This is a genomic window from Burkholderia cepacia (genome assembly GCF_029962485.1).
Taxonomy (GTDB): Bacteria; Pseudomonadota; Gammaproteobacteria; order Burkholderiales; family Burkholderiaceae; genus Burkholderia.
In genome coordinates this window covers 1,651,642-1,675,198 of record NZ_CP073638.1, presented here as the reverse complement: position 1 = coordinate 1,675,198, position 23,557 = coordinate 1,651,642, and the positions used below count along the sequence as shown (strand labels likewise).

20 protein-coding genes are annotated in these 23,557 nt (G+C 66.8%); 14 read left to right on the top strand and 6 right to left on the bottom strand.

Features of this window, described 5'->3' with window-relative positions:
* The first annotated feature begins 3 nt into the window (after nucleotides 1-3).
* The 6 genes from KEC55_RS23800 to KEC55_RS23775 all read left to right on the top strand — a co-directional run bounded on the left by KEC55_RS23800 (nucleotide 4) and on the right by KEC55_RS23775 (nucleotide 7,831).
* Nucleotides 4-648, top strand: a complete 645-nt coding sequence (locus KEC55_RS23800) for a glutathione S-transferase family protein (protein WP_282507592.1) — start codon at nucleotides 4-6, stop codon at nucleotides 646-648.
* A 36-nt stretch (nucleotides 649-684) separates the two neighbouring features.
* On the top strand, nucleotides 685-2,769 hold the full coding sequence (locus tag KEC55_RS23795; RefSeq protein ID WP_282507591.1) for a pyridoxamine 5'-phosphate oxidase family protein: 2,085 nt from the start codon (nucleotides 685-687) through the stop codon (nucleotides 2,767-2,769).
* 123 nt (nucleotides 2,770-2,892) lie between these two features.
* A complete protein-coding gene (locus tag KEC55_RS23790; protein WP_021164122.1) occupies nucleotides 2,893-3,096 on the top strand; it encodes a DUF2970 domain-containing protein in 204 nt (67 codons plus the stop codon).
* A gap of 578 nt (nucleotides 3,097-3,674) precedes the next feature.
* Nucleotides 3,675-5,906 carry a TonB-dependent siderophore receptor gene (locus KEC55_RS23785; RefSeq protein ID WP_282507590.1) on the top strand — a complete coding sequence of 744 codons (2,232 nt, stop codon included), beginning with the start codon at nucleotides 3,675-3,677 and terminating at the stop codon, nucleotides 5,904-5,906.
* A 59-nt stretch (nucleotides 5,907-5,965) separates the two neighbouring features.
* Complete coding sequence (gene pnuC / locus KEC55_RS23780) at nucleotides 5,966-6,598, top strand: nicotinamide riboside transporter PnuC (protein ID WP_282507589.1); 633 nt, start codon at nucleotides 5,966-5,968, stop codon at nucleotides 6,596-6,598.
* 42 nt (nucleotides 6,599-6,640) lie between these two features.
* Complete coding sequence (locus KEC55_RS23775; RefSeq protein ID WP_282507588.1) at nucleotides 6,641-7,831, top strand: phosphotransferase enzyme family protein; 1,191 nt, start codon at nucleotides 6,641-6,643, stop codon at nucleotides 7,829-7,831.
* A 163-nt stretch (nucleotides 7,832-7,994) separates the two neighbouring features.
* Here KEC55_RS23775 and KEC55_RS23770 read toward each other — a convergent pair whose 3' ends face one another.
* A complete protein-coding gene (locus KEC55_RS23770) occupies nucleotides 7,995-8,444 on the bottom strand; it encodes an OmpA family protein (RefSeq protein WP_282507587.1) in 450 nt (149 codons plus the stop codon).
* 6 nt (nucleotides 8,445-8,450) lie between these two features.
* Entirely contained in the window at nucleotides 8,451-9,176 is a 726-nt protein-coding gene (locus KEC55_RS23765) for a M35 family metallo-endopeptidase (protein ID WP_282507586.1), read from the bottom strand.
* A 464-nt stretch (nucleotides 9,177-9,640) separates the two neighbouring features.
* Between KEC55_RS23765 and KEC55_RS23760 the strand changes: the two genes are divergently transcribed.
* From KEC55_RS23760 to KEC55_RS23740, 5 genes are all read left to right on the top strand, one after another.
* Nucleotides 9,641-10,963: a TolC family protein gene (locus KEC55_RS23760; protein ID WP_282507585.1), complete on the top strand. Its 1,323-nt coding sequence runs from the start codon at nucleotides 9,641-9,643 to the stop codon at nucleotides 10,961-10,963.
* A gap of 34 nt (nucleotides 10,964-10,997) precedes the next feature.
* Nucleotides 10,998-12,473, top strand: a complete 1,476-nt coding sequence (locus tag KEC55_RS23755) for an efflux RND transporter periplasmic adaptor subunit (protein ID WP_282507584.1) — start codon at nucleotides 10,998-11,000, stop codon at nucleotides 12,471-12,473.
* A 125-nt stretch (nucleotides 12,474-12,598) separates the two neighbouring features.
* A complete protein-coding gene (locus KEC55_RS23750; protein ID WP_282507583.1) occupies nucleotides 12,599-15,811 on the top strand; it encodes an efflux RND transporter permease subunit in 3,213 nt (1,070 codons plus the stop codon).
* Nucleotides 15,811-16,494 (top strand): heavy metal response regulator transcription factor IrlR, encoded by a 684-nt coding sequence (gene irlR, locus KEC55_RS23745; protein ID WP_006490455.1) that lies wholly within the window; start codon nucleotides 15,811-15,813, stop codon nucleotides 16,492-16,494. The genes KEC55_RS23750 and irlR overlap by 1 nt, the downstream gene beginning before the upstream one ends.
* Entirely contained in the window at nucleotides 16,491-17,924 is a 1,434-nt protein-coding gene (locus KEC55_RS23740; RefSeq protein ID WP_282507567.1) for a heavy metal sensor histidine kinase, read from the top strand. The genes irlR and KEC55_RS23740 overlap by 4 nt, the downstream gene beginning before the upstream one ends.
* A gap of 79 nt (nucleotides 17,925-18,003) precedes the next feature.
* Here the strand turns inward: KEC55_RS23740 and KEC55_RS23735 are convergent, their stop codons facing one another.
* On the bottom strand, nucleotides 18,004-18,291 hold the full coding sequence (locus KEC55_RS23735) for a DUF4148 domain-containing protein (RefSeq protein WP_282507566.1): 288 nt from the start codon (nucleotides 18,289-18,291) through the stop codon (nucleotides 18,004-18,006).
* 138 nt (nucleotides 18,292-18,429) lie between these two features.
* Here KEC55_RS23735 and KEC55_RS23730 point away from each other — a divergent pair, with 138 nt between their 5' ends.
* Complete coding sequence (locus tag KEC55_RS23730) at nucleotides 18,430-18,837, top strand: hypothetical protein (protein WP_282507564.1); 408 nt, start codon at nucleotides 18,430-18,432, stop codon at nucleotides 18,835-18,837.
* Nucleotides 18,838-19,034: 197 nt separating this feature from the next.
* Here KEC55_RS23730 and KEC55_RS23725 read toward each other — a convergent pair whose 3' ends face one another.
* Entirely contained in the window at nucleotides 19,035-20,195 is a 1,161-nt protein-coding gene (locus KEC55_RS23725) for a porin (protein ID WP_282507563.1), read from the bottom strand.
* A 315-nt stretch (nucleotides 20,196-20,510) separates the two neighbouring features.
* Here KEC55_RS23725 and KEC55_RS23720 point away from each other — a divergent pair, with 315 nt between their 5' ends.
* Nucleotides 20,511-20,786 (top strand): DUF4148 domain-containing protein, encoded by a 276-nt coding sequence (locus KEC55_RS23720; protein ID WP_282507562.1) that lies wholly within the window; start codon nucleotides 20,511-20,513, stop codon nucleotides 20,784-20,786.
* A 66-nt stretch (nucleotides 20,787-20,852) separates the two neighbouring features.
* Nucleotides 20,853-21,356: a hypothetical protein gene (locus KEC55_RS23715; RefSeq protein ID WP_282507560.1), complete on the top strand. Its 504-nt coding sequence runs from the start codon at nucleotides 20,853-20,855 to the stop codon at nucleotides 21,354-21,356.
* 14 nt (nucleotides 21,357-21,370) lie between these two features.
* On the opposite strand, the gene KEC55_RS23710 is transcribed toward KEC55_RS23715, so the two are convergent.
* Nucleotides 21,371-22,096 (bottom strand): ZIP family metal transporter, encoded by a 726-nt coding sequence (locus tag KEC55_RS23710; RefSeq protein WP_282507559.1) that lies wholly within the window; start codon nucleotides 22,094-22,096, stop codon nucleotides 21,371-21,373.
* Between the two features lie 162 nt (nucleotides 22,097-22,258).
* Complete coding sequence (locus tag KEC55_RS23705; protein ID WP_282507558.1) at nucleotides 22,259-23,554, bottom strand: O-acetylhomoserine aminocarboxypropyltransferase/cysteine synthase family protein; 1,296 nt, start codon at nucleotides 23,552-23,554, stop codon at nucleotides 22,259-22,261.
* Nucleotides 23,555-23,557: the final 3 nt, after the last annotated feature.

The following is a 23,557-nucleotide window of genomic DNA, read 5'->3' as shown; positions in this document are numbered from 1 at the left end:
TCCATGTCTGCCGCCAGCAAGCCCGCCTCGCCGATCCGCGTGTATTCGTTCCTGCTCTCGGGGCACGCGCACCGCGTCAGGTTGTTCCTGTCGCTGCTCGGCCTGCCGTCCGAGACCGTCGACGTCGATCTCGCGGCCGGCGCGCAACGCGAGCCGGCGTTCCTCGCGCTCAATCCGCTCGGGCAGGTGCCGGTGATCGACGACGGCGGCACCGTGATCGCCGATTCGAACGCGATCCTCGTGTACCTCGCGAAGCGCTACGGCGATGCGCACTGGCTGCCTGACGATCCGGCCGGCGCGGCCGTGGTGCAGCGCTGGCTGTCATATGCGGCTGGCCCGATCGCGTCGGGCCCGGCCGCCGCACGGCTCGTGACCGTGTTCGGCGCGCCGCTCGACCCGGAGGCGGCCAAGCGCACGGCCGCGAAGGTGCTCGACGTGATCGATCGCGAGCTGGCCGGCAAGCCGTTCGCGGCCGGCACGCAGCCGACGATCGCGGACATTGCTGCGTACACGTATATCGCGCACGCCCCGGAAGGCGGCGTGTCGCTCGAGCCGTATCCGCACGTGCGTGCGTGGCTGGCGCGTGTCGAGGCGCTGCCGGGCTTCGTCGGCATGCCGGCGACGCGCGCGGGCCTGCTCGCCGCGTAACGACCACCTAAGCCGCGCCTGTCCAGGGAGAACGCGATGAACGCACCGACCTCCGTCGTACCGGGCTGGGAACTCGACACCGCGCCGTTTCATGCGGGCGAGCTCGCCGTGCAGCAGCGCGCGGGCGTGACGGAGGCCGCGGGTTCGGCCGGCCGGCGCGGAATCCGGCGTTTCATGCCGGACCAGCACCGGACGTTCTTCGCGCAATTGCCGTTCTTCGTGCTCGGCGGCGTCGATGCGCATGGCCAGCCGTGGGCGACGTTGCGCGCGGGCGAGCCGGGTTTCGTCGCGTCGCCGGACGCCCGCACGCTGCGCATCGCGGCGCGCGCGCTGCCGGGCGATCCGCTGGCCGGCGCGTGGCAGCCGGGCGCGGCGCTCGGCGGGCTCGGGATCGAATTCGATACGCGGCGGCGCAATCGCGTGAACGGCGTCGTGCGCGCGGTCGACGGCGATGCGTTGACGATCGCGGTCGAGCAGAGCTTCGGCAATTGCGCGAAGTACATCCAGGGCCGCAAGCCGACTTTCGTGGCACGCGAAGTCGATGCCGCCGTCGAGCCCGACGTGTCGGACGCATTGAGCGACGCCGATCGTGTGCTGCTCGCGCAGGCCGACACGTTTTTCGTCGCGAGCGCAAACACGTCTGCAGACGCGGGGGCCGCGCGCGGCGCGGACGTGTCGCATCGCGGCGGGATGCCGGGTTTCGTGCGTGTCGACGATGCACACACGCTGACGACGCCGGATTTCAGCGGCAACCGCTTCTTCAACACGCTCGGCAACCTGCAGCACGATCCGCGCGCGGGGCTGCTGTTCATCGATTTCGACAGCGGCGACCTGCTGGTCGTGGCCGCGCGGGCGGAAATCGTATGGGACGGGCCGCTCGTCGCGTCGTTCGACGGCGCGCAGCGCGTCGTGCGGTTCCATGTGCGGGAAGTGCGGCGCTTGCGCGCGGTGCTGCCGTTCCGGTGGTCGGCGGTCGAACGCGCGCCGCAGTTCGCGGCGATGGCGGCGGGCACGGGTGCGGCGGGCGGCCCGGTGCAGTCCGCATCGGCAACGCCACCGGCACCGGCATCAGAATCGCTCTCCGCACCGGCACCCGCATGGCGGCCGCTGCGCGTCGCGAAGATCGTCGACGAAGCGCGCGCGATCCGTTCGTTTCATTTCGAACCGGCCGATGGCGGCGCGCTGCCGGCCCATGACGCCGGGCAGCACCTGACGCTGCGCGTTGCGCTGCCGGGCAGCGATGCGCCGTCGATTCGCAGCTACACGCTGTCCGATGCGCCGGGCAACACGCATTACCGGATCACCGTGAAGCGTGAAGGGCGCGTATCGGCATGGCTGCACGATCACGCGTGGGCGGGCATGACGCTCGACGCGCAGATGCCGCGCGGCCGCTTCACGTTCGATCTCGCGAGCCCGCGCCCGGCCGTGCTCGTGTCGGCCGGCATCGGCATCACGCCGATGGTTGCGATGCTGCGCCGAGCGCTGGCTGACGATCAACCGTTGCGCCGCATCGTGTTCGTGCACGGCGCGCGTGAAGCGGCCGACCGGCCGTTCGCGACGGAACTGACGCGCGTCGCGGCCACCGATCCACGCCTGTCGCTCCACTGGTTCGACAGTCATCCTGAAGAAGGCTCGGCAGCGCAGGCCGGCCGCATCGACATCGCACAGCTGAAACGGATCCTGTCGTTCGACGACTACGACTTCTACCTGTGCGGGCCGGCGGCGTTCATGCGCGACCTGTACGACGGGCTGCGTGCGTTGAACGTGCCGGACGAACGCATCCGTTTCGAGGCGTTCGGGCCGTCGAGCGTTGCACGCACCGCGACCCGCACGTCTGCCACGCCGCCTGCGGCGAGCGTGCCGGTCGTCTTCCGGCGCACGGGGCGCGAAGCCGCATGGACATCCGCCGACGGCCCGTTGCTCGAGTTCGCCGAGGGGCAGGGGGTTGCCGTGCCGTCCGAATGCCGGTCCGGCTCGTGCGGCACGTGCGCGACGCGCGTGCTGTCCGGTGCGGTCGACTACGAGCAAACGCCCGATGCGCCGGTCGAACCGGGCTGCGCGCTGCTGTGCGTCGCGCGGCCCGCGACAGGCGCCACGGCGCCGCTCGTGCTCGACCGCTGATGGCCCCTGCGACATGCCGCCGCAGACGGCCTGCTGCGCGAAAAGCACGCGCAACTGCTTCTTTTTTCGGATGCCGGTCGGATCGACGATAGCGTCAACCGATTCGATGAAAGGAGCACAACCATGAAACTGCTCGGCATGATCAAGCTGGTCCTGTGGAGTTTCTTCGGCGTACGCAACAGCAAGGCGCACGCGGCCGATCTCGCGAACGTGAACTACACGTTGCTGCCGTTCGTGGCGATTGTGCTCGCGCTGCTCGTCGGCGCGGTCATCTACGGCGTCGTGCATCTGGTTGTCGATCCGACCGCGACGATGCAGGGGTTCTGAGCGGCGAGTGAGCCGGCAGCGGGCTGTCATTCCCGCGCCGGTTTTCGCCCGTTCGACCGGCGCGTGACTGCACCGGTTGTCGCGGTTGCCTCGCAGGACGAGCACAGCGATCGCATCGTCGCCGCGGTCGCATCACTCGCAGTACATTTCCCCCATTCCGCCGTTCCCGCCTCCCGTTCCACCCGATTCCACGGCCATCGTTCCCGCCCGGGGTAAAATGCGCGCCACGCCGCGATGTCGCGCGCGACGGGCAGGCCGCCGTTCCGATGAACGGCCGGCGCAAGCGCCCGCCGCCTGCGCCGGGGCGTTCGAAGCGTCCCCCGCATGACACGACCGCGCGATGCCGCCGGCCGCCCGCCCGCTCCCGACGAATCCGTCGACGGCTGCGTCGGTGCCCGGTGCGTCACCTGTATCCGATGTCCCATCCTGCGTCTTCCTGACCGACCGGCACGCGAGTGTGCCGTATCGTCCGATTCGTCTGATGAATATCGTGTTGTCGCACGCGTCCGCGGGGGCACGCTTCGCAGCTTCGTAACGTGTTTCGACAGGGTCGAGTGGCGAGTTTTCCATCCAGAACAATGACGGTAAATAGAACAACAGCGACGCCCGCACGGCGGCGGCGCACGAAGGTCGGGCTCGGAGTCGGCCTCGGCATCACGCTTTTCGCGGCGCAGGCCGCCGCGGCACCGGGCGACGCGCCCGCACCGGACGCCGATGCGGCCGGCACCGCGACGCTGCCCGCGATCACGGTGAGCGGCGAGCGCGGCAGCACGCTGCGCGCGCGCGAAGCCTCGGTCGCCGGGCTCGACGACGCGCCGCTGCGCGACACGCCGGCGTCGGTGAACGTCATCACGCGCGCGTTGATCGACGACCAGCAGGCGAAGCGGCTGAGCGACGTCGTGCGCAACGACGCATCGGTCGTCAACGACTATGCGCCGGTCGGTTATTTCGAAGGCTTCGCGATCCGCGGCTTTCCGGTCGATCTCGCGAGCGCGATCCGGATCGACGGGCTGACGGTGTCCGGCGAGCAGAACGTGCCGCTCGAGAACAAGGAGCGCGTCGAGATCCTGAAGGGGCTGGCCGGCATCGACAGCGGCGTCGTCGCGCCCGGCGGCGTGATCAACTTCGTGACCAAGCGCTCCGCGAATGTCGCGAGCGTGACGGGCGGCGTCGACAGCCGCGGCTCGACGTCGGCGGCCGTCGATCTCGGCCGCCGCTTCGGCCCCGACAATCAGTTCGGCTTCCGGATCAATGCCGCGAAGGAGAACATGCACTCCTATATCGACGGCACGAACGGGCGGCGTACGTTCGGCTCGATCGCCGCCGACTGGGACATCAGCCCGCGCGCAAGCCTGCAGCTCAACGCCGAATTCCAGCAGTGGATCCAGCGCTCGGCGCCCGGCTACCAGTTGCTCGGCGGCACCGTCGTGCCGTCGGTCAAGACGACGTCGAAGGCGCTCGGCACGCAGCCATGGGCGAAACCGGTGACGACCGATGCGCTGAACCTGAACGCGCGCTTCGACTACCAGTTCAACGACGACTGGAAGGCCTACATCGCCGCCGGCCGCAGCCGCACGATGATCGATGACAACAGCGCGTTCGCGTACGGTTGCTCGTACGCGGCGAGTTGCACGGCCGGCGCGACATCGCCGTTCTTCTTCGGCGCGAACGGCGACTACGACGTCTACGATTTCCGCAGCCCCGGCGAATACCGGCGCAACGACGACCTGCGTGCGGTTACGACCGGCAAGTTCGCGACGGGGCCGCTGCGGCACGAGCTGACGCTCGGCGTGAGCGTGCAGCGCCGCGTCGTGAGCATGGCCGATGCCGTGTACGACTACGTGGGCAGCGAGAACATCTACGGGCCCGACACGGCCTTCTCGCCGTCGCCGAATTCGCCGGGGCCGTCGTACCCGCGCCTCGACGCATGGCAGTACGGTGTGTTCGGGCTCGATCGCATCAGCATCGGCGAACACTGGCAGGTGCTCGCGGGCGGCAAGGAAGTGCTGTTGCGCCAGCGCAGCTGGAGCAGCCTCGACGGCGACACGACACACACCGACCGCTCGGTGTTCCTGCCGCAGGTCGCGCTCGTCTACAAGCCGGTGAACGTGCTGTCGCTGTACGCGTCGTATAGCAAGGCGCTGTCGCTCGGCGACCAGGCGCCCGTGCGTGCGACCAACGCGTATGCGTTCCTGCCGCCCGTCGAATCGCACCAGATCGAGGTCGGCGCGAAATACGACTGGCTCGACCGGCTGAGCCTCACGGCGGCCGTGTTCTCGATCAGCAAGCCGTTCCAGTTCGCCGATCCGGATCCGTCGGGCACGTCCTACACGTTCGTGCAGCGCGGCACGCAGCGCCACCAGGGGATCGAGCTCGGCGCGGCCGGGCGCGTGACCGAGCGGCTCGGGCTGACGGCCAGCGTCGCGGCGATTCGCGCGCGCGCGTACGATTCGGGTTCGCCGGCGTACGAAGGGCACCAGATCATCAACGTGCCCGCGCTGCGCGCGTCGGTATATGCGGACTACGCGGTGCCGGGCGTCGCGGGGCTGAACGTGCTGGGCGGCGTCGAGTACAGCGCGGCGCGCAATGCGAATGAGGAGGGTACCGCGCGCGTGCCGTCGTGGTTCGTGTTCAATCTCGGTGCGCGTTACACGACGAAGATTGGCGGCCACCGCACGGTGCTGCGCGTGTCGGTCGACAACCTGTTCAACAAGTTCTACTGGCGCGATGCGGGCGAGCAGCAGGGCGATGCGTACCTGTTCCCGGGTGCGCCGCGCACCGCGCGCGTGTCGTTGACCTATGATTTCTGATCGTCCGGATCCGGCCGCGTGATGCGCGGCCCCGGCAGCCAACCAGGAGAGCACAGACGATGTCCCCACTCGAAATCGCCGGCGTGATCGTCAGCGCGCTCGCGATCTGGCTGACCGCGAAGCGCCGCATGCTGTGCTGGCCGGTCGGGCTCGTATCGGTCGCGTTGTACGGCTGGATCTTCTTCGATGCAAAGCTGTACTCGGACATGCTGCTGCAGGGCGCGTTCGCGGTGCTGCAGGTGTACGGCTGGCAACGCTGGCTCGCGCAGCGCGCGAGCGAAGCCGACGGCAGCGCCGCGCCGGCGGGCGATGTCGCGCCCGTCACGGGCGTGCGGCCGATGCAGATGCTGCCCGACCTGATCGCGGCCGTCGTCGGCAGCGCGTTGCTCGGCGGCATGATGGCGCGCTGGACCGACGCGGCGCTGCCGTTCGTCGATGCGTCGCTGACCGCGTTCAGCCTCGTCGCGCAATACTGGACCGCGCGGCGCTACATCGCGTCGTGGGGGCTGTGGATCGTCGTGAACGTCGTGTACGTCGGGATGTTCGTGTTCAAGGAACTGTATCTGACGGCCGGACTCTATGCGCTGTTCATCGGGCTGGCCATCGTCGGCTGGCGCGACTGGAGCCGCACGGCCGCGGCGCTGCGCGCGGCGGCCGGCGGTGCGCTGGCAACGGGCGGCAGCGCGCGCTGATCCACGCGCCGATTCGGATTCAACTACGGAGCAACGTCGTTCATGTCATTCCCACTCGAGCCGGACGGATCCCTGTCGCGTGACATCGCGCCACCGCAATTCGGTGTCGACGGCGAGCAGGCCGAACGCGACTGGCCGCTGATGACGCACGACGAGGTAGCAGCGGTGCTCGCGCGGATCGACGGCGCCGGCGAGCCGGCGCGGCTCACGTGGCACAGCCCGCGGCAGTTCGCGGCGGCCGTCCTGGTGCAGATGACGGACGGGCGCGGGCTGTTCGTCAAGCGTCACCACGTCAGCCTGCGCGATGTCGAAGGGCTCGAGGAAGAGCATCGCTTCATCGCGCATCTGCGCGAACGCGGTATGCCGGTGGTCGACGTGCTCGCGGATCGCGACGGCACCACCGCGTTCGCATCGGGCGACTGGACCTACGAGGTGCACGTGCGGGCACCCGGCGTCGATCCGTATCGCGGCGTGATGTCGTGGCAGCCGTTCACGCATCCGTCGCACGCATACGCGGCCGGTCGCGCGCTGGCCGAACTGCATCGCGCGTCGGCCGGCTACGATGCGCCGGCGCGGCCCGTGCGCACGCTGCTGTCGAGCTTTCGCGTGCTGTCGTCCGGCGATCTGGCGGGGGCGCTCGAACGCTGGGTCGAGGCGCAGCCGTTGCTCGTGCGTGCGCTCGGCGCGCGCGACTGGCGCGGCGACGTGGCCGACGCGATCGGCCCGTATCACGCGCGCCTCGCGCCGCTGCTGCCTGCGCTGCCGCCGCTGTGGACGCACGGCGACTGGCACGCGTCGAACCTGCTGTGGACCGAGGCGGGGCCCGGCGCGCAGGTGCGGACCGTGCTCGATTTCGGGCTGTCGGATCGCACTTGCGCGGTGATGGACCTCGCGCTCGCGATCGAGCGCAATACGGTCGACTGGATGGCGCCGGCCGATGCGCGCCGCGTCGAGTACGCCCAGATCGACGCGCTGCTCGACGGGTATGAATCGCTCGAACCGCTGGGCGACGCAGCCTATGCGGCACTGGTTGCGCTGCTGCCGATCGTGCATACGGAGTTCGCGCTGTCGGAAGTGGCTTACTTCGGCTGCATCATCGATGCGCCGGCCATCGTCGATATCGCATACGACGGATATCTGATCGGGCACGCGCGGTGGTTCGGCGAACGTGACGGTCGGCAACTGCTCGACTGGCTCGTGCAGCGTCGGCGCGCGAAGCAAGGGGGCGTTTGATTCTTGAGAATACCCTGGCAGCTTCACCGGTTCGGCGATCGATATGTTGCTCGAATCGTTATCGAAATCTTACCTGGATAGATTCGATGGGCTGTCGCACGCGAGTGCCGGAAGCGCTGAGCTCACTGCAAACGCAGCGGCGATAAATGAGCCAACTCTCATGTCAATGGTCAGTACAGCAGTTGTCGAGACAGCCGGGACTCACTTGCACGGTGACTTCACGGGTTGCGAACGTTGATTCGCTCGCGCTGTTGATCGGATAAATTTGCGTTTTTATCTGAAATGGTGCGTTTGTCAAACCATCGTCTATGATGGTCTTTGTCACTTCGGAAGCACGTTTTGTCGCGAGTTGGGTAGGAGTGGTTTCATTTTTGGACGCGCTGCCAATTATGTAGATCCAGTTCTGAATCGGGTGCTTGGAATTGATTTCTGACACCCATCGTTCAATTCGTATTTTCTCGGATTCGGTGATCTCGTGGCTGTTGGGTGAAAATGGCACGAACAGTTGTTGTGATGGAAGATTTTGTGATGCCTGGCATTCTGCAGTGGCGTCTGCGGGAAAAATAAATAATCCTGAAATCGCGGTGACGAGTGTTGTGGTAAAAATTTTCATGTTGATTTAGGCTCCTTGATCTGCAAATAAGCTTTCGCCGTAGATCACGAATCCGGTGAGTGTATCCGCATTTCTCAATGCCAGGTCAGGATTGGCCCTTGCCCATGCGGCTGCTGTGGGATCAATCCCGTAACGAGGGTCGCTGCTGCCGAAGGTGTCAATGAAATGTGTTACTTCGTGAATGAGCGTAGACAGCCGGGAATCTCCGAACATATTCTGGTCGCGCAAGCCGGTGCAGAATTTCATGGCGATACTTATAAGTTTTCGCTCCGTATTAGGTCCGCAAACATGAGCTGCCTCGTTATCGATGTCACTCATATTCGGGACGCAGCCTAACATTCGGTCGAGGTTCGAATCGGTTCGGACGAAGTTGTGTGGCGTTAGCGTCTTCAGTACGGAGAGATGTCGTGAGAAGCCGATGATAAGATATTGCCGAGTATTCTCATCGCATCGATTGAACCAATAGGTCATTCTATCCTTGACGGTCTTGTCATATCGATTCAGGTCGGCAATCCTTCGTTCGACAAGAATGATGGACCATTTAAGCAGTCGCGCTACCATAGTTCTGAATTCTTTATTGGTCATGTTGGGGCAAATGGGTGTTGTGTTGATGTAAACGTCAACCGTTGATCCCGGATTTGTGTTGGTGACTGCTCCGGAGTGAACGAGAAACCAATCTTTGTCTTCGTCAGCATCAAAATTGTATTGGTTGTTGTCAGAAAAATTGTTCATGGTTTCAAGGCCCCGTCGTTTAGATTTTCAAGGATGTTGTCGCATCAGTAACGAAGCTTCGCGTTTGCTCGGCGCTATCAGTGTTGCAGGTGAAGATCTGTGCGGTCTCCGTTACGCTTCAATAGTCATGGAGCGGAATGGTTACGTTTGTGTCTCCGGAACCTCGAACAATCGTCTTTTCAAGTGAACGTGTCTATAGAACTAGTTCGAAATTTCGGAATGCAAAGAGATTTTTTGATTTGTACGTGATCGAAAGTAATGCGAACGGTCTGGCGAAATTTGATGGCTTCGCGGGATCGCACGCGATCGTTCGGACGCCGCGTACAGATGGCCGTCTGGGCAGATACGCACGCTGGTTGGGCGAGTACAACGCACCGAAGATGACGGAAATATCATCTTCGCCTCATGTTCGCACTGCGGCCCGACCGTAGCATCGGTCGCAAACCGTTACCGCAGAACCGAACATGCTCAAGCTCTCTCTCGCCGTGGCCGTCGCCTTCGCGACGGCCGCGACGGCTTATGCGCAGCCGTCGCTGTCGCCGGGGCCGACTCCGGCTGTCTCGGGCAGCGCCGCACCGATCGGCGCGCCGCCATCCGACGCACTTCCCGCCCCGTCGTTGACGCTTCCCGATGCACTCGCCGTCGCGGCCCGGAACAACCCTGCGCTGCGCGGTGCACGCGCGGACGTCGATGCGTCGGCCGGCACGCTGATGCAGGCCGGCGCGCGCCCCAACCCCGAAGTGTCGTTCCTGCAGGAAGGCTTTCGTCGCGCCGAACGCACGTCGACCGCGCTGATCAACCAGACGATCGAACTCGGCGGCAAGCGCAGCGCGCGGCTCGACGTCGCGTCGTACGGCAGGGAAGCGGCCAATGCATCGCTCGACGAGCAGGGCGCCGTCGTGCGTGCCGGCGTGATCGCCGCATTCTACGGGCTGCTCGCCGCGCAGCGCCAGCTCCAGGTCACCGAGGAATCGGCCGCGATCGCCGCGCGCTCGGCGGATCTCGCGAGTCGCCGGGCACAGGCCGGCAAGGTGTCGCCGGTCGAGGCGACCAAGGCGCATGTGGCAGCGGCCGGCGTGCAGATCGAAGTCGTGACCGCGCGCGGCCGTGTCGAGGTCGCACGCGAGAAGCTGATCGCGGTGATGGGCGAAGCGCGCGACGGCCGGCTCGCGGTGCTCGGCGACCTCGAAGTCGTGCCGCCGGTCGAGTCGTTGTCCGCGCTGACCGCACAGCTCGACGATGCGCCGCTCGCGCGGGTCGCGCGCGCCGAGATGCTGCGCTCGAACGCGGCCGTATCGCTCGAACGTGCACGGCGCATTCCGGACGTGACGATCAGCGCGGGCGTGAAGCGCGTGACCACGGGCGGCGTGCCGGACAACCAGGCCGTGGTCGGCGTGTCGATCCCGATTCCGCTGTTCAACACGAACAAGGGCGCGCTGCTCGAAGCGACGCACAAGGCCGAGCGGGCGAACGCCGATCTCGATCGCGAACGCACGCGCCTGCGGCTGGAGCTCACGCAGGCGTACGCGAATTTCGAAGCCGCCGCGCAGGAAGCGCAGCGGCTGAAGGCCGACATCCTGCCGGCCGCGCGCCTCGCGCTCGATGCGATGTCGCGCGGCTACGAGCTCGGGAAGTTCAGCTTCCTCGACGTGCTCGACGCGCAGCGCACGCTGTTTCAGGGCCAGTCGCAATACGTGCGCGCGCTCGCCGATGCCCATACGGCGCGTGCCGACATCGGCCGGCTCGTCGGTACGCCGCTCGCGCCGCTTGCACCTGTCACGCAATAGCGCAACAGACGCCTCCATTACCTGAAGGATCATCATGTCACGCAGCAGAATCCTGATCATCGCGGCGGTCGTGCTCGGCAGTGCCGGGATCGTCCTCGGCGCACTCGGCGTCACGCGCAATAGCGGCGGCAACGGCACGTCCGTGTCGGCGGCGCCCGACGCCGCTTCATCCGCCGCAGCCGTCGGCGAGCGCGGCGGTGTCGTGCTCAAGCGCGGCAAGCTGTCCGTCGAAATCGTGATGACGGAGAAGCCCGGCGACGCGCGCCTCGTCGTCTATCCGTTCGTCGACGGCAAGCCTGCGACCAAGGGCGTCACCGTGTCCGGCACGCTGGTGCGATACGACCGCACCCACGAACCGTTGCGTTTCGACGCGGCCGGCCAGAAGTTCGTGTCCGCGCAGTCGATTGCCAAGCCGCATGTGTTCGATGCGACGATCGACGTGAAGGCGGGCAATGAAGCCGCCTCGTTCCCGTTCGCACGCGCCGACGGTGCGATCGCGTTGACCGACGCGCAACTCGCTACCTCGAAGATCGCACTCGCGAAGGCCGGCCCCGCGCAGATCGCGACGCCGTTCCAGTTGCCGGGCGAGATCAAGTTCAACGAGGACCGCACCGCGCACGTGGTGCCGCGCGTGGCCGGCATCGTCGAGCAGGTGTCGGTGTCGCTCGGGCAGAACATCGCGAAGGGGCAGGTGCTCGCGGTGATTGCAAGCACCGACCTGGCCGACCGCCGCAGCGAACTGCTGACGGCCGAGCGCAGGCTGTCGGGGGCGCGCGCGACCTACGAGCGCGAACGCACGTTGTGGAAGGAGCGCATCTCCGCCGAGCAGGATTACCAGCAGGCGCAGGTGCAATTGCGCGAAGCCGAGATCGCCGTGCAGAACGCACGGCAGAAGCTCGCCGCGCTGAACGCGCCGGTCGGTGCGGGCGCGCTGAACCGCTACGAACTGCGTGCGCCGTTCGCGGGCACGATCGTCGAAAAGCACGCGACGCCCGGCGAGGCGATCGCCGCCGATGCGAGCATGTTCGTGATCTCCGATCTGTCGACCGTGTGGGCCGAGATGGCCGTGCCGGCACAGCGGCTCAACGACGTGCGCGTCGGCCGCGATGCGACGGTCGTCGCGACGGCGTTCGAATCGCGTTCGAGCGGCCCGATCGCGTACGTCGGGTCGCTGCTCGGCGAACAGACGCGCACTGCGCCGGCGCGTGTCGTGCTGCCGAACCCGAACGGCGTGTGGCGCCCGGGGATGTTCGTCAACGTGTCGGTCGATGCGGGCAAGCAGGGCGTGCCGCTGGCGGTCGCGAGCGACGCGCTGCAGGACGTCGACGGCGCGCCGTCGGTGTTCGTGCGTTCGCCGAAGGGCTTCGTCGCGCAGGCCGTCGAAACGGGGCGGCGCGACGAGCGCGCGACCGAGGTGCTGAAGGGGCTCAAGCCGGGCCAGGAATACGCGGCGTCGAACAGCTTCGTGCTGAAGGCCGAGCTGGGCAAGGGGAGCGCGGAACATGAATGAGCGATACGTGTGCGCCGTTACGCGGCTCGCGGCCCGATATGCGGCCCGCTTTCCGGTCCGTCGCGTGACCGGCCGGGCGGCCCGTCCGGTGCGGGCGACCGTTCCCCGTTTCAAGGAATCCCGACATGTTTGAGCGCCTGATCCGCTTTGCGATTGCGCACCGCTGGCTCGTGATGCTGGCGATCGCGGCCGTGGCCGCGCTGGGCGTGTTCAGCTACCAGAAGCTGCCGATCGACGCGGTGCCCGACATCACGAACGTGCAGGTCCAGATCAACACGTCCGCGCCCGGCTATTCGCCGCTCGAGGCCGAGCAGCGCATCACCTATCCGGTCGAGACCGTGATGGCCGGGCTGCCGGGCCTCGAGCAGACGCGCTCGATCTCGCGCTACGGGCTGTCGCAGGTCACCGTGATCTTCAAGGACGGCACCGACATCTACTTCGCGCGGCAGCTCGTCAACGAGCGCATCCAGGAAGCGAAGGACAAGTTGCCGGCCGGCATCGCACCCGCGATGGGGCCGACGTCGACGGGGCTCGGCGAGATCTACCTGTGGACCGTCGAGGCCGACGCCAGCGCGCGCAAGCCCGACGGCACGCGCTATTCGGCGGCCGACCTGCGCGAGCTGCAGGACTGGGTCGTGCGGCCGCAGCTGCGCAACGTGCGCGGCGTGACCGAGGTCAACTCGATCGGCGGCTACGTGAAGGAATACCGCGTCGCGCCGAACCCGGCGAAGCTGATGTCGTACGGGCTGACGCTCGCCGACGTCGTGCGCGCGCTGGAACGCAACAACGACAACGTCGGCGCGGGCTACATCGAAAAGCGCGGCGAGCAGTATCTCGTGCGCGTGCCGGGCCAGGCGCGCACCGTCGACGATATCGCGAACATCGTGCTGACCAACGTCGGCGGCGTGCCGGTGCGGATGAAGGACGTCGGCGTCGTCGACATCGGCCGCGAACTGCGTACCGGCGCCGCGACGGCGAACGGCGAGGAAGTGGTGCTCGGCACGGTCTTCATGCTGATGGGCGAGAACAGCCGCACGGTCGCGAAGGCCGTCGCCGCGAAGATGGAGGACGTGAACCGCACGCTGCCGGCCGGCGTGAAGGCGATTCCCGTGTACGACCGCACCGTGCTCGTCGAGAAGGCCGTCGCGACGGTGAAGAAGAACCTGCTCGAAGGCGCGATCCTCGTGATCGCCGTGCTGTTCCTGTTCCTCGGCAATATTCGCGCGGCGCTGATCACCGCGCTCGTGATTCCGCTGTCGATGCTGATGACCTTCACCGGCATGGTCAACGCGAAGGTGAGCGCGAACCTGATGAGCCTCGGCGCGCTCGATTTCGGGATCATCGTCGATGGCGCGGTGGTGATCGTCGAGAACTGCGTGCGGCGGCTCGCACATGCGCAGGCGGCGGCCGGCCGGCCACTCACGCGCGACGAGCGTTTCGCGGAGGTGTTCGGCGCGTCGCAGGAAGCGCGGCGCGCGCTGATCTTCGGGCAACTGATCATCATGGTCGTGTACCTGCCGATCTTTGCGCTGACGGGTGTCGAAGGCAAGATGTTCCACCCGATGGCGATTACCGTCGTGATGGCGCTCGCGGCCGCGATGGTGCTGACCGTCACGTTCATTCCGGCGGCCGTCGCGCTGTTCATCGGCGAGCGTGTCGAGGAAAAGGAAAACCGGCTGATGGGCTGGGCGCGGCGCGCGTACGAACCGGTGCTCGCCGCGTTCATGACGCGCCCGGCGCGCGTGATGATCGGCGCGGGCGCAATCGTGCTCGTCACGCTCGGGCTCGCCACGCGGCTCGGCAGCGAGTTCATTCCGAGCCTCAATGAGGGCGATCTGGCCGTTTCCGCGCTGCGGATTCCCGGCACGAGCCTGTCGCAGTCGGTCGAGATGCAGAAGTCGATCGAGAAGACGCTGAAGGCGCGCTTCCCCGAGATCGAGCGCGTGTTCGCGCGTACCGGCACGGCCGAGATCGCGGCCGACCCCATGCCGCCGAACCTGTCGGATGGCTACATCATGCTGAAGCCGGCCGACCAGTGGCCCGACCCGAAGAAGCCGCGCGACCAGCTCGTGCGCGAGATCGAGGCGGCGCTCGCCGAGCTTCCGGGCAACGCGTACGAGTTCTCGCAGCCGATCCAGCTGCGCTTCAACGAGCTGATCTCGGGCGTGCGCAGCGACGTCGCGGTGAAGATCTTCGGCGACGACATGGCCGTGCTGAACCAGACGGGAGAGCAAATCGCGGCCGCCTTGCAGAAAGTGCCGGGCGCATCGGAGGTGAAGGTCGAGCAAACCACCGGCCTGCCGGTGCTGACCGTCAACCTCGACCGCGACAAGCTCGCACGCTACGGCGTGAGCGTGGCCGACCTGCAGGACTCGGTGGCCGCGGCCGTCGGCGGGCAAAAGGCCGGCACGCTGTTCCAGGGCGACCGCCGTTTCGACATCGTCGTGCGGCTGCCCGACGAGCTGCGCTCGGACATCGAGGCGATCAAGCGGCTGCCGATCGCGCTGCCCGCGCCGGCCGCCGGCGCCAGCGCGCCGCTCGCGGCGGCGCCGTACGTGCCGCTCGCGGAACTGGCGACGATCGACGTCGCGCCGGGTCCGAACCAGATCAGCCGCGAGGACGGCAAGCGGCGCGTCGTCGTCAGCGCGAACGTGCGTGGCCGCGATGTCGGCTCGTTCGTCGCCGATGCGCGCGAGCAACTGCAGCAGGACGTGCGCGTGCCGGCCGGTTACTGGGTGTCGTGGGGCGGCCAGTTCGAGCAGCTGCAAAGCGCGAGCGAACGCCTGAAGCTCGTCGTGCCGCTCGCGCTGTTCATGGTGTTTGTGCTGCTGTTCGTGATGTTCAACAACGTGAAGGACGGGCTGCTCGTGTTCACCGGTATCCCGTTCGCGCTGAGCGGCGGCGTGGTGTCGCTGTGGCTGCGCGGGATTCCGCTGTCGATCACGGCGGCGGTCGGCTTCATCGCGCTGTCTGGCGTGGCCGTGCTCAATGGTCTCGTGATGATCTCGTTCATCCGAAACCTGCGCGACGAAGGGATGCCGCTCGAGGCGGCCGTCCATGACGGCGCGCTCACGCGGCTGCGGCCGGTGCTGATGACCGCGCTGGTCGCGTCGCTCGGCTTCCTGCCGATGGCGTTCGCGACCGGCACCGGCGCCGAGGTGCAACGCCCGCTCGCGACGGTCGTGATCGGCGGTATCCTGTCGTCCACGGCGCTGACGCTGCTGGTGCTGCCCGTGCTGTACCGCGTGAGCCATGCGGTGTCGTGGCGCGCGGCGTTTCGCGGCAGCCTCGGCGCAGGTGTGCTGCGCCGGCTGGGTTTCTTCAAGGGTAATGCGTGATGCGAATTCTGATTGTCGAGGATGAACCGAAGACGGGCGCGTACCTGCGCAAGGGGCTCACCGAGGCCGGCTACGTCGTCGATTGGGTCGAGGACGGCATCACGGGCCAGCACCAGGCCGAAACCGAGGAGTACGACCTGCTCGTGCTCGACGTGATGCTGCCCGGCCAGGACGGCTGGACGCTGCTGCAGAACCTGCGGCGCAGCAAGTCGACGCCCGTGCTGTTCCTCACCGCGCGCGACGACGTCGGCGATCGCGTGAAGGGGCTCGAGCTCGGCGCCGACGACTATCTCGCGAAGCCGTTCGACTTCGTCGAGCTGACCGCGCGCATCAAGTCGATCTTGCGGCGCGGCCAGCCGCGCGATTCGAATACGCTGCGCGTGGCCGATCTCGAGCTCGACCTGACACGCCGCAAGGCCACGCGGCAGGGCGACACGATCCTGCTGACCGCGAAGGAATTCGCGCTGCTGTGGCTGTTGATGCGCCGTGAAGGCGAGATCCTGCCGCGCGCGACGATCGCGTCGCAGGTGTGGGACATGAACTTCAACAGCGACACGAACGTCGTCGATTCGGCGATCCGGCGGCTGCGCTCGAAGATCGACGACGCGTACGAACCGAAACTGATCCACACGGTGCGCGGCATGGGCTACGTGCTCGAAGCGCGCGGCGGCGCGGCCGCATGATCGCGCGCCTGCTGCCGCGCACGCTGCGCGGACGCCTGACCGCGCTGATCATCCTGTCGACGTCGGTGATCCTCGCGTCGAGCGGCGTCGCGCTTTACAAGGCGTTGAGCAACCGTGTCGAGATGACGGCCGCCGAGCAGATGGCCGGCATATCCGCCGCGCTGGGCACGCACCTGGGCGGAGCGGACACGACGGCCGACGTCGCGCGCAACCCCGGCATCTGGATCGACCAGTTGCACGGCCATCCGAACATGGATCTCGCGATTTTCGACGCGACGGGCACGCGCCTCGTCGGTACGCCCGGATTCCGTCCCTATGCGCCGCTGCTGTCGCTGGATGCGGGGCGCGTGCCGGTCGCCGTCACACCGCCCGGCGCGCGGCACCAGTATCTGGTGACGACCGTGCCGCTCGCGGGCGGCACCAGCGCCGGTGCGCCCGTGGTGCGCGTCGCCGTGCAGTACGACCGCAGCGCCGACGTGCTGCTGCTGCGCACGCATGCTTATACGATCGTCGTGATCGAGGTGTTCGGCGTGGTGCTGGCGGCCGCGATCGCGTACGGCATCGCGGCGCTGGGCTTGAGCCCGCTGCGGCGCTTCGCGGCGCGGGCCGAGCAGATGTCGACGAGCCGGCTGGCGCATCCGCTGCCGGAACTCGATACGTCCGGCGAGCTGAAGGAACTCGAGCATGCATTCAACGGGATGCTCGAACGGCTGAACGAGTCGTTTACGCGACTGAGCCAGTTCTCGTCGAATCTCGCGCACGACATGCGCACGCCGCTCACGAACCTGCAGGCGGCCGCGCAGGTCGTGCTGTCGCAGCCGCGCAGCGCGGATGAATACCGGAACGTGATCGAGTCGAGCATCGACGAATACCAGCGCTTGTCCCGCATGATCGAGGACATGCTGTTTCTCGCGCGCTCGGAACAGGCCGGCACGTCAATCGGCGTGCGGCGCCTGAATGCGGCGGAGGAGGCGGAGCGGGTGGCCGGCTACTACGAGCCGCTTGCGGAGGACGAGGGCGTGACGGTGAAGGTCGACGGCCACGCGTGGGTCGATGCCGACCTGACGCTGTACCAGCGTGCGCTGAGCAACCTGCTGTCCAATGCGCTGACCTATGCGCCGCGCGGCAGCGTCGTGACGATCGATTGCATCGAGCAGGGCGGCGCGACGACGATCGCCGTGTCGGATACGGGGCCCGGCATTGCCGCGGAACATGTCGGGCGGATCTTCGAGCGCTTCTATCGTGTCGATCCGTCGCGGCACAATTCCGCGTCGGGCACGGGGCTCGGTCTCGCGATCGTCCGGTCGATCATGGACAATCACGGCGGCGAATGCGGTGTCGACAGCGATCCCGGCCGGCGCACGACGTTCTGGCTGCGCTTTCCGCGCCGGCCGGCCGAGCCGAACCGGCCGGCGGCCCTCAGCACCTGACACCGCGGGCGGGCACGCTCGCGCGTTCGCCATGAGGCGGCTGCGCGCGGCGCGCTGCCCGCGGTCGTGCGGCCGAGCGTCATTGCCGCGCGGTCAGGTTGTCGTGGTTGTCGGCCTGCGGCTTCTTCTCGCCGCCATGCACCGAAATCCCGTGAAGCTCCTTGTTGCGCGCGACCATCTCGCCGGTCGGCGGATATTGCGTCTTGCCCGTCGGCACGACGCCGTCGTGCTGCGCCTGCTTCAGTTCGTTGACGACCTGCGTGCGGGTCTTGCCCTGCGTTTGCGTTTCCGCGAATGCGGCCTGCGTGGCCATGCCGAGCGACAGCGTGGCGGTGACGAACAGTGCTGCGAGTTTTGCCGTTTTCATCGAGTGCTCTCCTTGATCAGGTCGCCGGGTGGCGAACCATGGACCCAGTATGCGAAAGCAGCCGTGCGTGATCGTGATCGCGAGATGAAAAAATCGTCAGATTGCGAAAGCAGGTGGCGAATCGTTGGGACTCCCGACATGACGCAACCGTCATGTTCGCGTCATGGGCGCGATGAGCGGGAAGCGGAACATGAAGTCTGCCGTTGGCCGACAGGGCCGAAGGCATTCGCGCCGTTCGCGACAGCAGCATGGAAAGCGGGCGGCCCTGTTCAGCCTCCCATTCCGGACCGAAAAGTGCATTGTCCCGCCATTCGCTTAACCTTGATCGCAGTCCTGATCGTCCCGCTGTTCGCGGGCTGCGCGTCGACTCGCTCCGGCACCTCCGCGGCCACGCCTGCCGCCACGTCTTCCGCCGCACGCAAGCCGGTGCCGGCCGACCTGATGCCCGGCGAGCAGATCGACTATGCCGGTCACCGCTGCGGCAATCCGAACCTGTATGTGAAAACGCACACGTGCCTGTTTCCGCAACGCAATCCCGCACAGTGATCGTCCGATATGCAAAAAAAAGGCCCGGCACTCGACGAGTCCGGGCCTAACGCGTGATCGTGCCGTACGACAACGACCCGCTGCGTGGGTGGGAACGGGCAGGGCCCGTTACCGTACCGATCGTAGCGACATCACGCATCGCGAACCTGATCGCAACATGAAATTTTTGTCACGCAGCGCGGAGCTGGCCGTCGCGATCAGAACCGGTGGCGCAACCCGAGATTGACGATGCCCTGCGTGCGCATGCCGCCGTAGCCGTAGGAACCGATCGATGCCTGCGCCGTTTGCGTGCCGCCGTCGAGCGTGCGCTGCTCGCCGTTCGCACGCTGCCAGGCGCCGACCGCATAGAGATCGGTGCGCTTCGACAGCACGTAGTCGGCGCCGGCGGACACCTGATGGTAGGTTGCGCCCGTATCGCCGCGGGCACGCGTGTAGCTGTAGCCGAGGCCGACGAGCAGGCTCGGCGTCGCCTGATAGTTGAAGAAGCCGCGCGCGGTGTCGTACTTCTGCGTGCTGCGGAACGCGGACATCGCGTCGGCCTTGTACAGCGCATTGCTGTAGTCGATGCCGATCGCGAATGGCGCGAAGTTGTAGCGCAGCGCACCGCGCGCGATGCCGATCGATTTCGCGGAGATGTAGCCGCCGTTGACCAGCGACCCGTCGAACGTGCCGTCGGACGTACCGTTCCAGCCCGTCCGGATCCCGTTGGCGAGCGATGAACGATTGGCCGCATAGTAGTAGCCGCCCGCGACGTCCACCGGGCCGTTGCTGTACGACAGGCCGGCCGACCAGGTCTGGCCCGCGCCGCTCTTGCCGGCCACGCCGCCGAGCGCATACATGCCGACGAACTGGAATCCGCCGATCACGGGGGACGTGTACTTCACCGCATTGTCGGTGCGCGACGACGTGTCGTAGTTGTCGACGTCGCCGGGTGTCGCGTACACGCTGCCGAAGTAGAAGTCGCCGGTGACCGGCCATGCGACGTCCGCAAGCGCGTCGTACTGGCGGCCGAGCGTCAGCGTGCCCCAGCGGGCGCTTTCAAGGCCGACGAACGCCTGCCGGCCGAACATCCGGTTGCCTTGCCCGAGCGCGCCGGTGTTCGGATTGAAGCCGTTTTCCAGCGTGAAGACCGCTTTCAACCCGCCGCCCAGGTCTTCCGCGCCTTTCACGCCGAAGCGGTTGCCGAGCAGATTGCCGTTGCCGAGGCCGACGAGGTTCTTGCCGTCCGCGCTGGCGTTCCACACGTACGTGAGCGACGTATCGAACAGGCCGTACAGCGTGACTTCCGTCGCATGTGCCGCGTGGGTGGCCGCGAGCAGCGTACCCGACATCATGACGAGCCGAACTGGAGTTTTCATGGTGTGCCCCTGAGGTTCAAGAAGATCGTTTCGTGCATCGCTCGATTCCGGTGCGGCGCCTTGTGATGGCGGGCAGGAATATCGCGATCGCGCTGGCGATTCTGGAAAGCGTTCGGATCGTGGAGGTGAGGGACAAATGAGAAAAATGTCATCGCCGTGTCATGTGCGCCAAATCAGGCGAGGGATTTCATTCGTACTGCGACGCAGCAGATGCCGGGACGGTGACGAAACCGTCATGCTGCGATCACGATCTCGCACCGGCGTCGGCTCAAAGTGAACGCTCCCGTCACGGATTTCCAGCAAGGAGCCAACAACATGAACATTCCGCGACCGATGATCGTCATCGCCGTTGCCGCACTGTCGATTGCGGCCTTCTCACAGGCGGTTGCCGCCCAATCGAAAACCCGGCAGGAAGTGCGTCAGGAACTGGTGCGCGCGCGGCACGACGGCGTGATCCCGAGCCCGAATCACGATTACCCGGCGAGCCCGGCTGTTGTCGCGCGAAATCAGGAAATTCATCGCTCGACCGTTCATCGCGGCGAGCAGGCACCGATGGTCGATGCGCACGACAACCGCTTTGCGGTGCGTTGAGCGTTCATTCGTGGCCGGGCGGCGCGATGCCCGCCGGCTGGATTCAGCTGTGTAGAGGAGCGTGCCATGCGCACTATTGCGAAAGGAATCGTGCTTGCGGTGTGCCTGATGTCGACGGCCGCGATGGCGGCCGGCTGGCCGGAACGTGCGCTGTCGCACGCGCCGGCGCATGACGTCGGCAGCCGTGCAAACGAGCGGATGCGCTGCGAATTCGCGGCCGTGCCCGCTGGCGCGTGGACGGCGACGTTCACGCGAGGGCAATGCGAAGTCGACAACGGCCGGCTGACGTTCGTGCCAGCCGATGCGGGAAGCGGGGCGACGATGACGGAGAAACGGATCGTGCTCGGCGACGTCCGTACCGCGTCGCATCAGTCGCGCAAGTTGAAGGAACAGCTGCAACTGACGACGCGCGACGAAGTGATCGCACTGAACGTGCTGACCGACGACGGCAGCCGCAAGTCGCGTGAACATGCGATCGATCTGTGGGCTGCGTTGCGCAACGAGGGCGTCACGCCCGTGAACGGCACGCGGATCGTCGACACCTATCCGGCAGGCGCGACGACGTGGTAGCCGCCGCGTCCGGCTTATCCGGCCTTGACCGACCCTTCGATCAGGAAGAACACGATGAAGCCGATGAAGAACGCGGCCGTCGCGAACGGCGTTTCGGGCACCTCGTGCGCTTCGACCAGCAGTTCTTCGGTCACGAGGTACAGCAGCGCGACGGTGCCGAGCCCCAGTAGCGCCGCGTAGATATTCGTCGGCAGGCCGGCAAACGCCGCATTGCCGGCAACGGCCGCGATGCTCAACAATGCGGCCAGCCCGACCGGCACGACGATCGACAGCATCCGGCCGATCCCTGCGGCGGCAAGCGCGGCGCTGACCGACAGCGCGAGGAACAGCACTTCGAGCGTCAGCGCGACAGTCAGGATGATGCCGCTTTCGTCGCTGGCCGAGAAGGCGATGCCGAGCACGAGGCCGTCGACGACGAGGTCGATCGCGGTGACGACGATCAGGCTCACGGGCAGCCGCGCTTCCTCGAAGCGCGTCTCGATCGCGCCCGACAGCGCGCGGATCGCGAGCATCAGCGCGATGCCGAGCACGAACCCGACGACGACCGGAAACAGCGCATGCGCGCGGTCTTGCGGCAGCAGTTCGAGCGCCGCGGCCGCGAACACGATGCCGCCGGTGAAATGCTGGATGACGCTCGACGTTTTCGGGCCGGGCGCGCGCCACGCGGCCGCGAGGGCGCCGAAACAGGCCGCCAGCACGGGCGGTAACGTGAGCAGCGCAAGCTTCGCGGTCGGTGTCATGTGGCCTCGGGCAGTTGGCGTGCCGCAGCGGGCGCTGCATTGCACGGTTCGTACGCGCCGGGCGGTGCCCCGGCATCAACCGGGGATTGAACACCTTGAAGCCGCTTCAGGGTCAAGGCATTTGATGCGGGGCGCACCGGCCAGCCGGCACGCCCGTTCCCGTCAAAGTTGCGCGAGCGCCTGATCGAGGTCGGCGAGCAGATCGTCGATATGCTCGATGCCGATCGACAGCCGCACCGTTTCTTCCTTCACGCCGGCCTTCGCGAGCTCGGCCGGCGACAGTTGCCGGTGCGTCGTCGATGCGGGGTGCGTCGCGAGCGACTTCGTATCGCCGATGTTGACGAGCCGCGTGAACAGCTTCAGCGCATCCTGGAACTTCGCACCGCCGTCGCGGCCGCCCTTCACGCCGAACGTCAGGATGCCCGGCGCGCGGCCCGACAGGTAGCGTGCGACGAGCGGATGGTCGGGGTGATCGGGCAGGCCCGCATAGTTCACCCACTCGACGTGCTCGTGGCGCGCGAGATGCTGCGCGATCTTCAGCGCGTTGTCGCTGATCCGCTCGACGCGCAGCGCCAGCGTCTCGATGCCCTGCAGGATCTGGAAGGCGTTGAACGGCGAGATCGCCGCGCCCATGTTGCGCAGCGGCACCACGCGCGCGCGGCCGATATACGCGGCCGGCCCGAACGCTTCCGTATAGACGACGCCGTGGTAGCTGACGTCCGGCTCGTTCAGCCGCTTGAACCGGTCGGCGTGTTTGGCCCACGGGAACTTGCCCGAATCGACGATCGCGCCGCCGAGGCTCGTGCCGTGCCCGCCGAGGTACTTCGTCAGCGAGTGCACGACGATGTCCGCGCCATGCTCGAACGGGCGCAGCAGGTACGGCGACGGCACCGTGTTGTCGACGATCAGCGGGATGCCATGCCGATGCGCGACTTCCGCGAGCGCGGCGATGTCGGTGACGTTGCCGAGCGGGTTGCCGACCGATTCCGCGAAGATCGCCTTCGTGCGTGCATCGATCAGCGGTTCGAACGATGCGGGGTCGCGCGGATCGGCGAAGCGCGTGGTGATCCCGTATTGCGGCAGCGTATGCGCGAACAGGTTGTAGGTGCCGCCGTACAGCGAACTCGCGGACACGATGTTGTCGCCGGCTTCGGCAATCGTCTGGATCGCGTACGTGACCGCGGATTGCCCCGATGCAAGCGCGAGCGCGCCGATGCCGCCCTCGAGCGCGGCGATCCGCTGCTCGAGCACGTCCGTCGTCGGGTTCATGATCCGCGTGTAGATGTTGCCCTGGACCTTCAGGTCGAACAGGTCGGCGCCGTGCTGCGTATCGTCGAATGCGTACGCAACGGTCTGGTAGATCGGGACGGCGACCGCACGCGTGGTCGGGTCGGGACGATAACCGCCGTGCACGGCGATGGTTTCGAGACGCCAGTTCGGATTGGCCTGATCGGTCATGGG

Excerpts from the sequence above, each read along its gene's own strand:
- KEC55_RS23800 (WP_282507592.1), top strand. The coding sequence starts at position 4 with ATGTCTGCCGCCAGCAAGCCCGCCTCGCCGATCCGCGTGTATTCGTTC.
- KEC55_RS23795 (WP_282507591.1), top strand. The coding sequence starts at position 685 with ATGAACGCACCGACCTCCGTCGTACCGGGCTGGGAACTCGACACCGCG.
- KEC55_RS23790 (WP_021164122.1), top strand. The coding sequence starts at position 2,893 with ATGAAACTGCTCGGCATGATCAAGCTGGTCCTGTGGAGTTTCTTCGGC.
- KEC55_RS23785 (WP_282507590.1), top strand. The coding sequence starts at position 3,675 with ATGACGGTAAATAGAACAACAGCGACGCCCGCACGGCGGCGGCGCACG.
- pnuC (WP_282507589.1), top strand. The coding sequence starts at position 5,966 with ATGTCCCCACTCGAAATCGCCGGCGTGATCGTCAGCGCGCTCGCGATC.
- KEC55_RS23775 (WP_282507588.1), top strand. The coding sequence starts at position 6,641 with ATGTCATTCCCACTCGAGCCGGACGGATCCCTGTCGCGTGACATCGCG.
- KEC55_RS23770 (WP_282507587.1), bottom strand. The coding sequence starts at position 8,444 with ATGAAAATTTTTACCACAACACTCGTCACCGCGATTTCAGGATTATTT.
- KEC55_RS23765 (WP_282507586.1), bottom strand. The coding sequence starts at position 9,176 with ATGAACAATTTTTCTGACAACAACCAATACAATTTTGATGCTGACGAA.
- KEC55_RS23760 (WP_282507585.1), top strand. The coding sequence starts at position 9,641 with ATGCTCAAGCTCTCTCTCGCCGTGGCCGTCGCCTTCGCGACGGCCGCG.
- KEC55_RS23755 (WP_282507584.1), top strand. The coding sequence starts at position 10,998 with ATGTCACGCAGCAGAATCCTGATCATCGCGGCGGTCGTGCTCGGCAGT.
- KEC55_RS23750 (WP_282507583.1), top strand. The coding sequence starts at position 12,599 with ATGTTTGAGCGCCTGATCCGCTTTGCGATTGCGCACCGCTGGCTCGTG.
- irlR (WP_006490455.1), top strand. The coding sequence starts at position 15,811 with ATGCGAATTCTGATTGTCGAGGATGAACCGAAGACGGGCGCGTACCTG.
- KEC55_RS23740 (WP_282507567.1), top strand. The coding sequence starts at position 16,491 with ATGATCGCGCGCCTGCTGCCGCGCACGCTGCGCGGACGCCTGACCGCG.
- KEC55_RS23735 (WP_282507566.1), bottom strand. The coding sequence starts at position 18,291 with ATGAAAACGGCAAAACTCGCAGCACTGTTCGTCACCGCCACGCTGTCG.
- KEC55_RS23730 (WP_282507564.1), top strand. The coding sequence starts at position 18,430 with ATGACGCAACCGTCATGTTCGCGTCATGGGCGCGATGAGCGGGAAGCG.
- KEC55_RS23725 (WP_282507563.1), bottom strand. The coding sequence starts at position 20,195 with ATGAAAACTCCAGTTCGGCTCGTCATGATGTCGGGTACGCTGCTCGCG.
- KEC55_RS23720 (WP_282507562.1), top strand. The coding sequence starts at position 20,511 with ATGAACATTCCGCGACCGATGATCGTCATCGCCGTTGCCGCACTGTCG.
- KEC55_RS23715 (WP_282507560.1), top strand. The coding sequence starts at position 20,853 with ATGCGCACTATTGCGAAAGGAATCGTGCTTGCGGTGTGCCTGATGTCG.
- KEC55_RS23710 (WP_282507559.1), bottom strand. The coding sequence starts at position 22,096 with ATGACACCGACCGCGAAGCTTGCGCTGCTCACGTTACCGCCCGTGCTG.
- KEC55_RS23705 (WP_282507558.1), bottom strand. The coding sequence starts at position 23,554 with ATGACCGATCAGGCCAATCCGAACTGGCGTCTCGAAACCATCGCCGTG.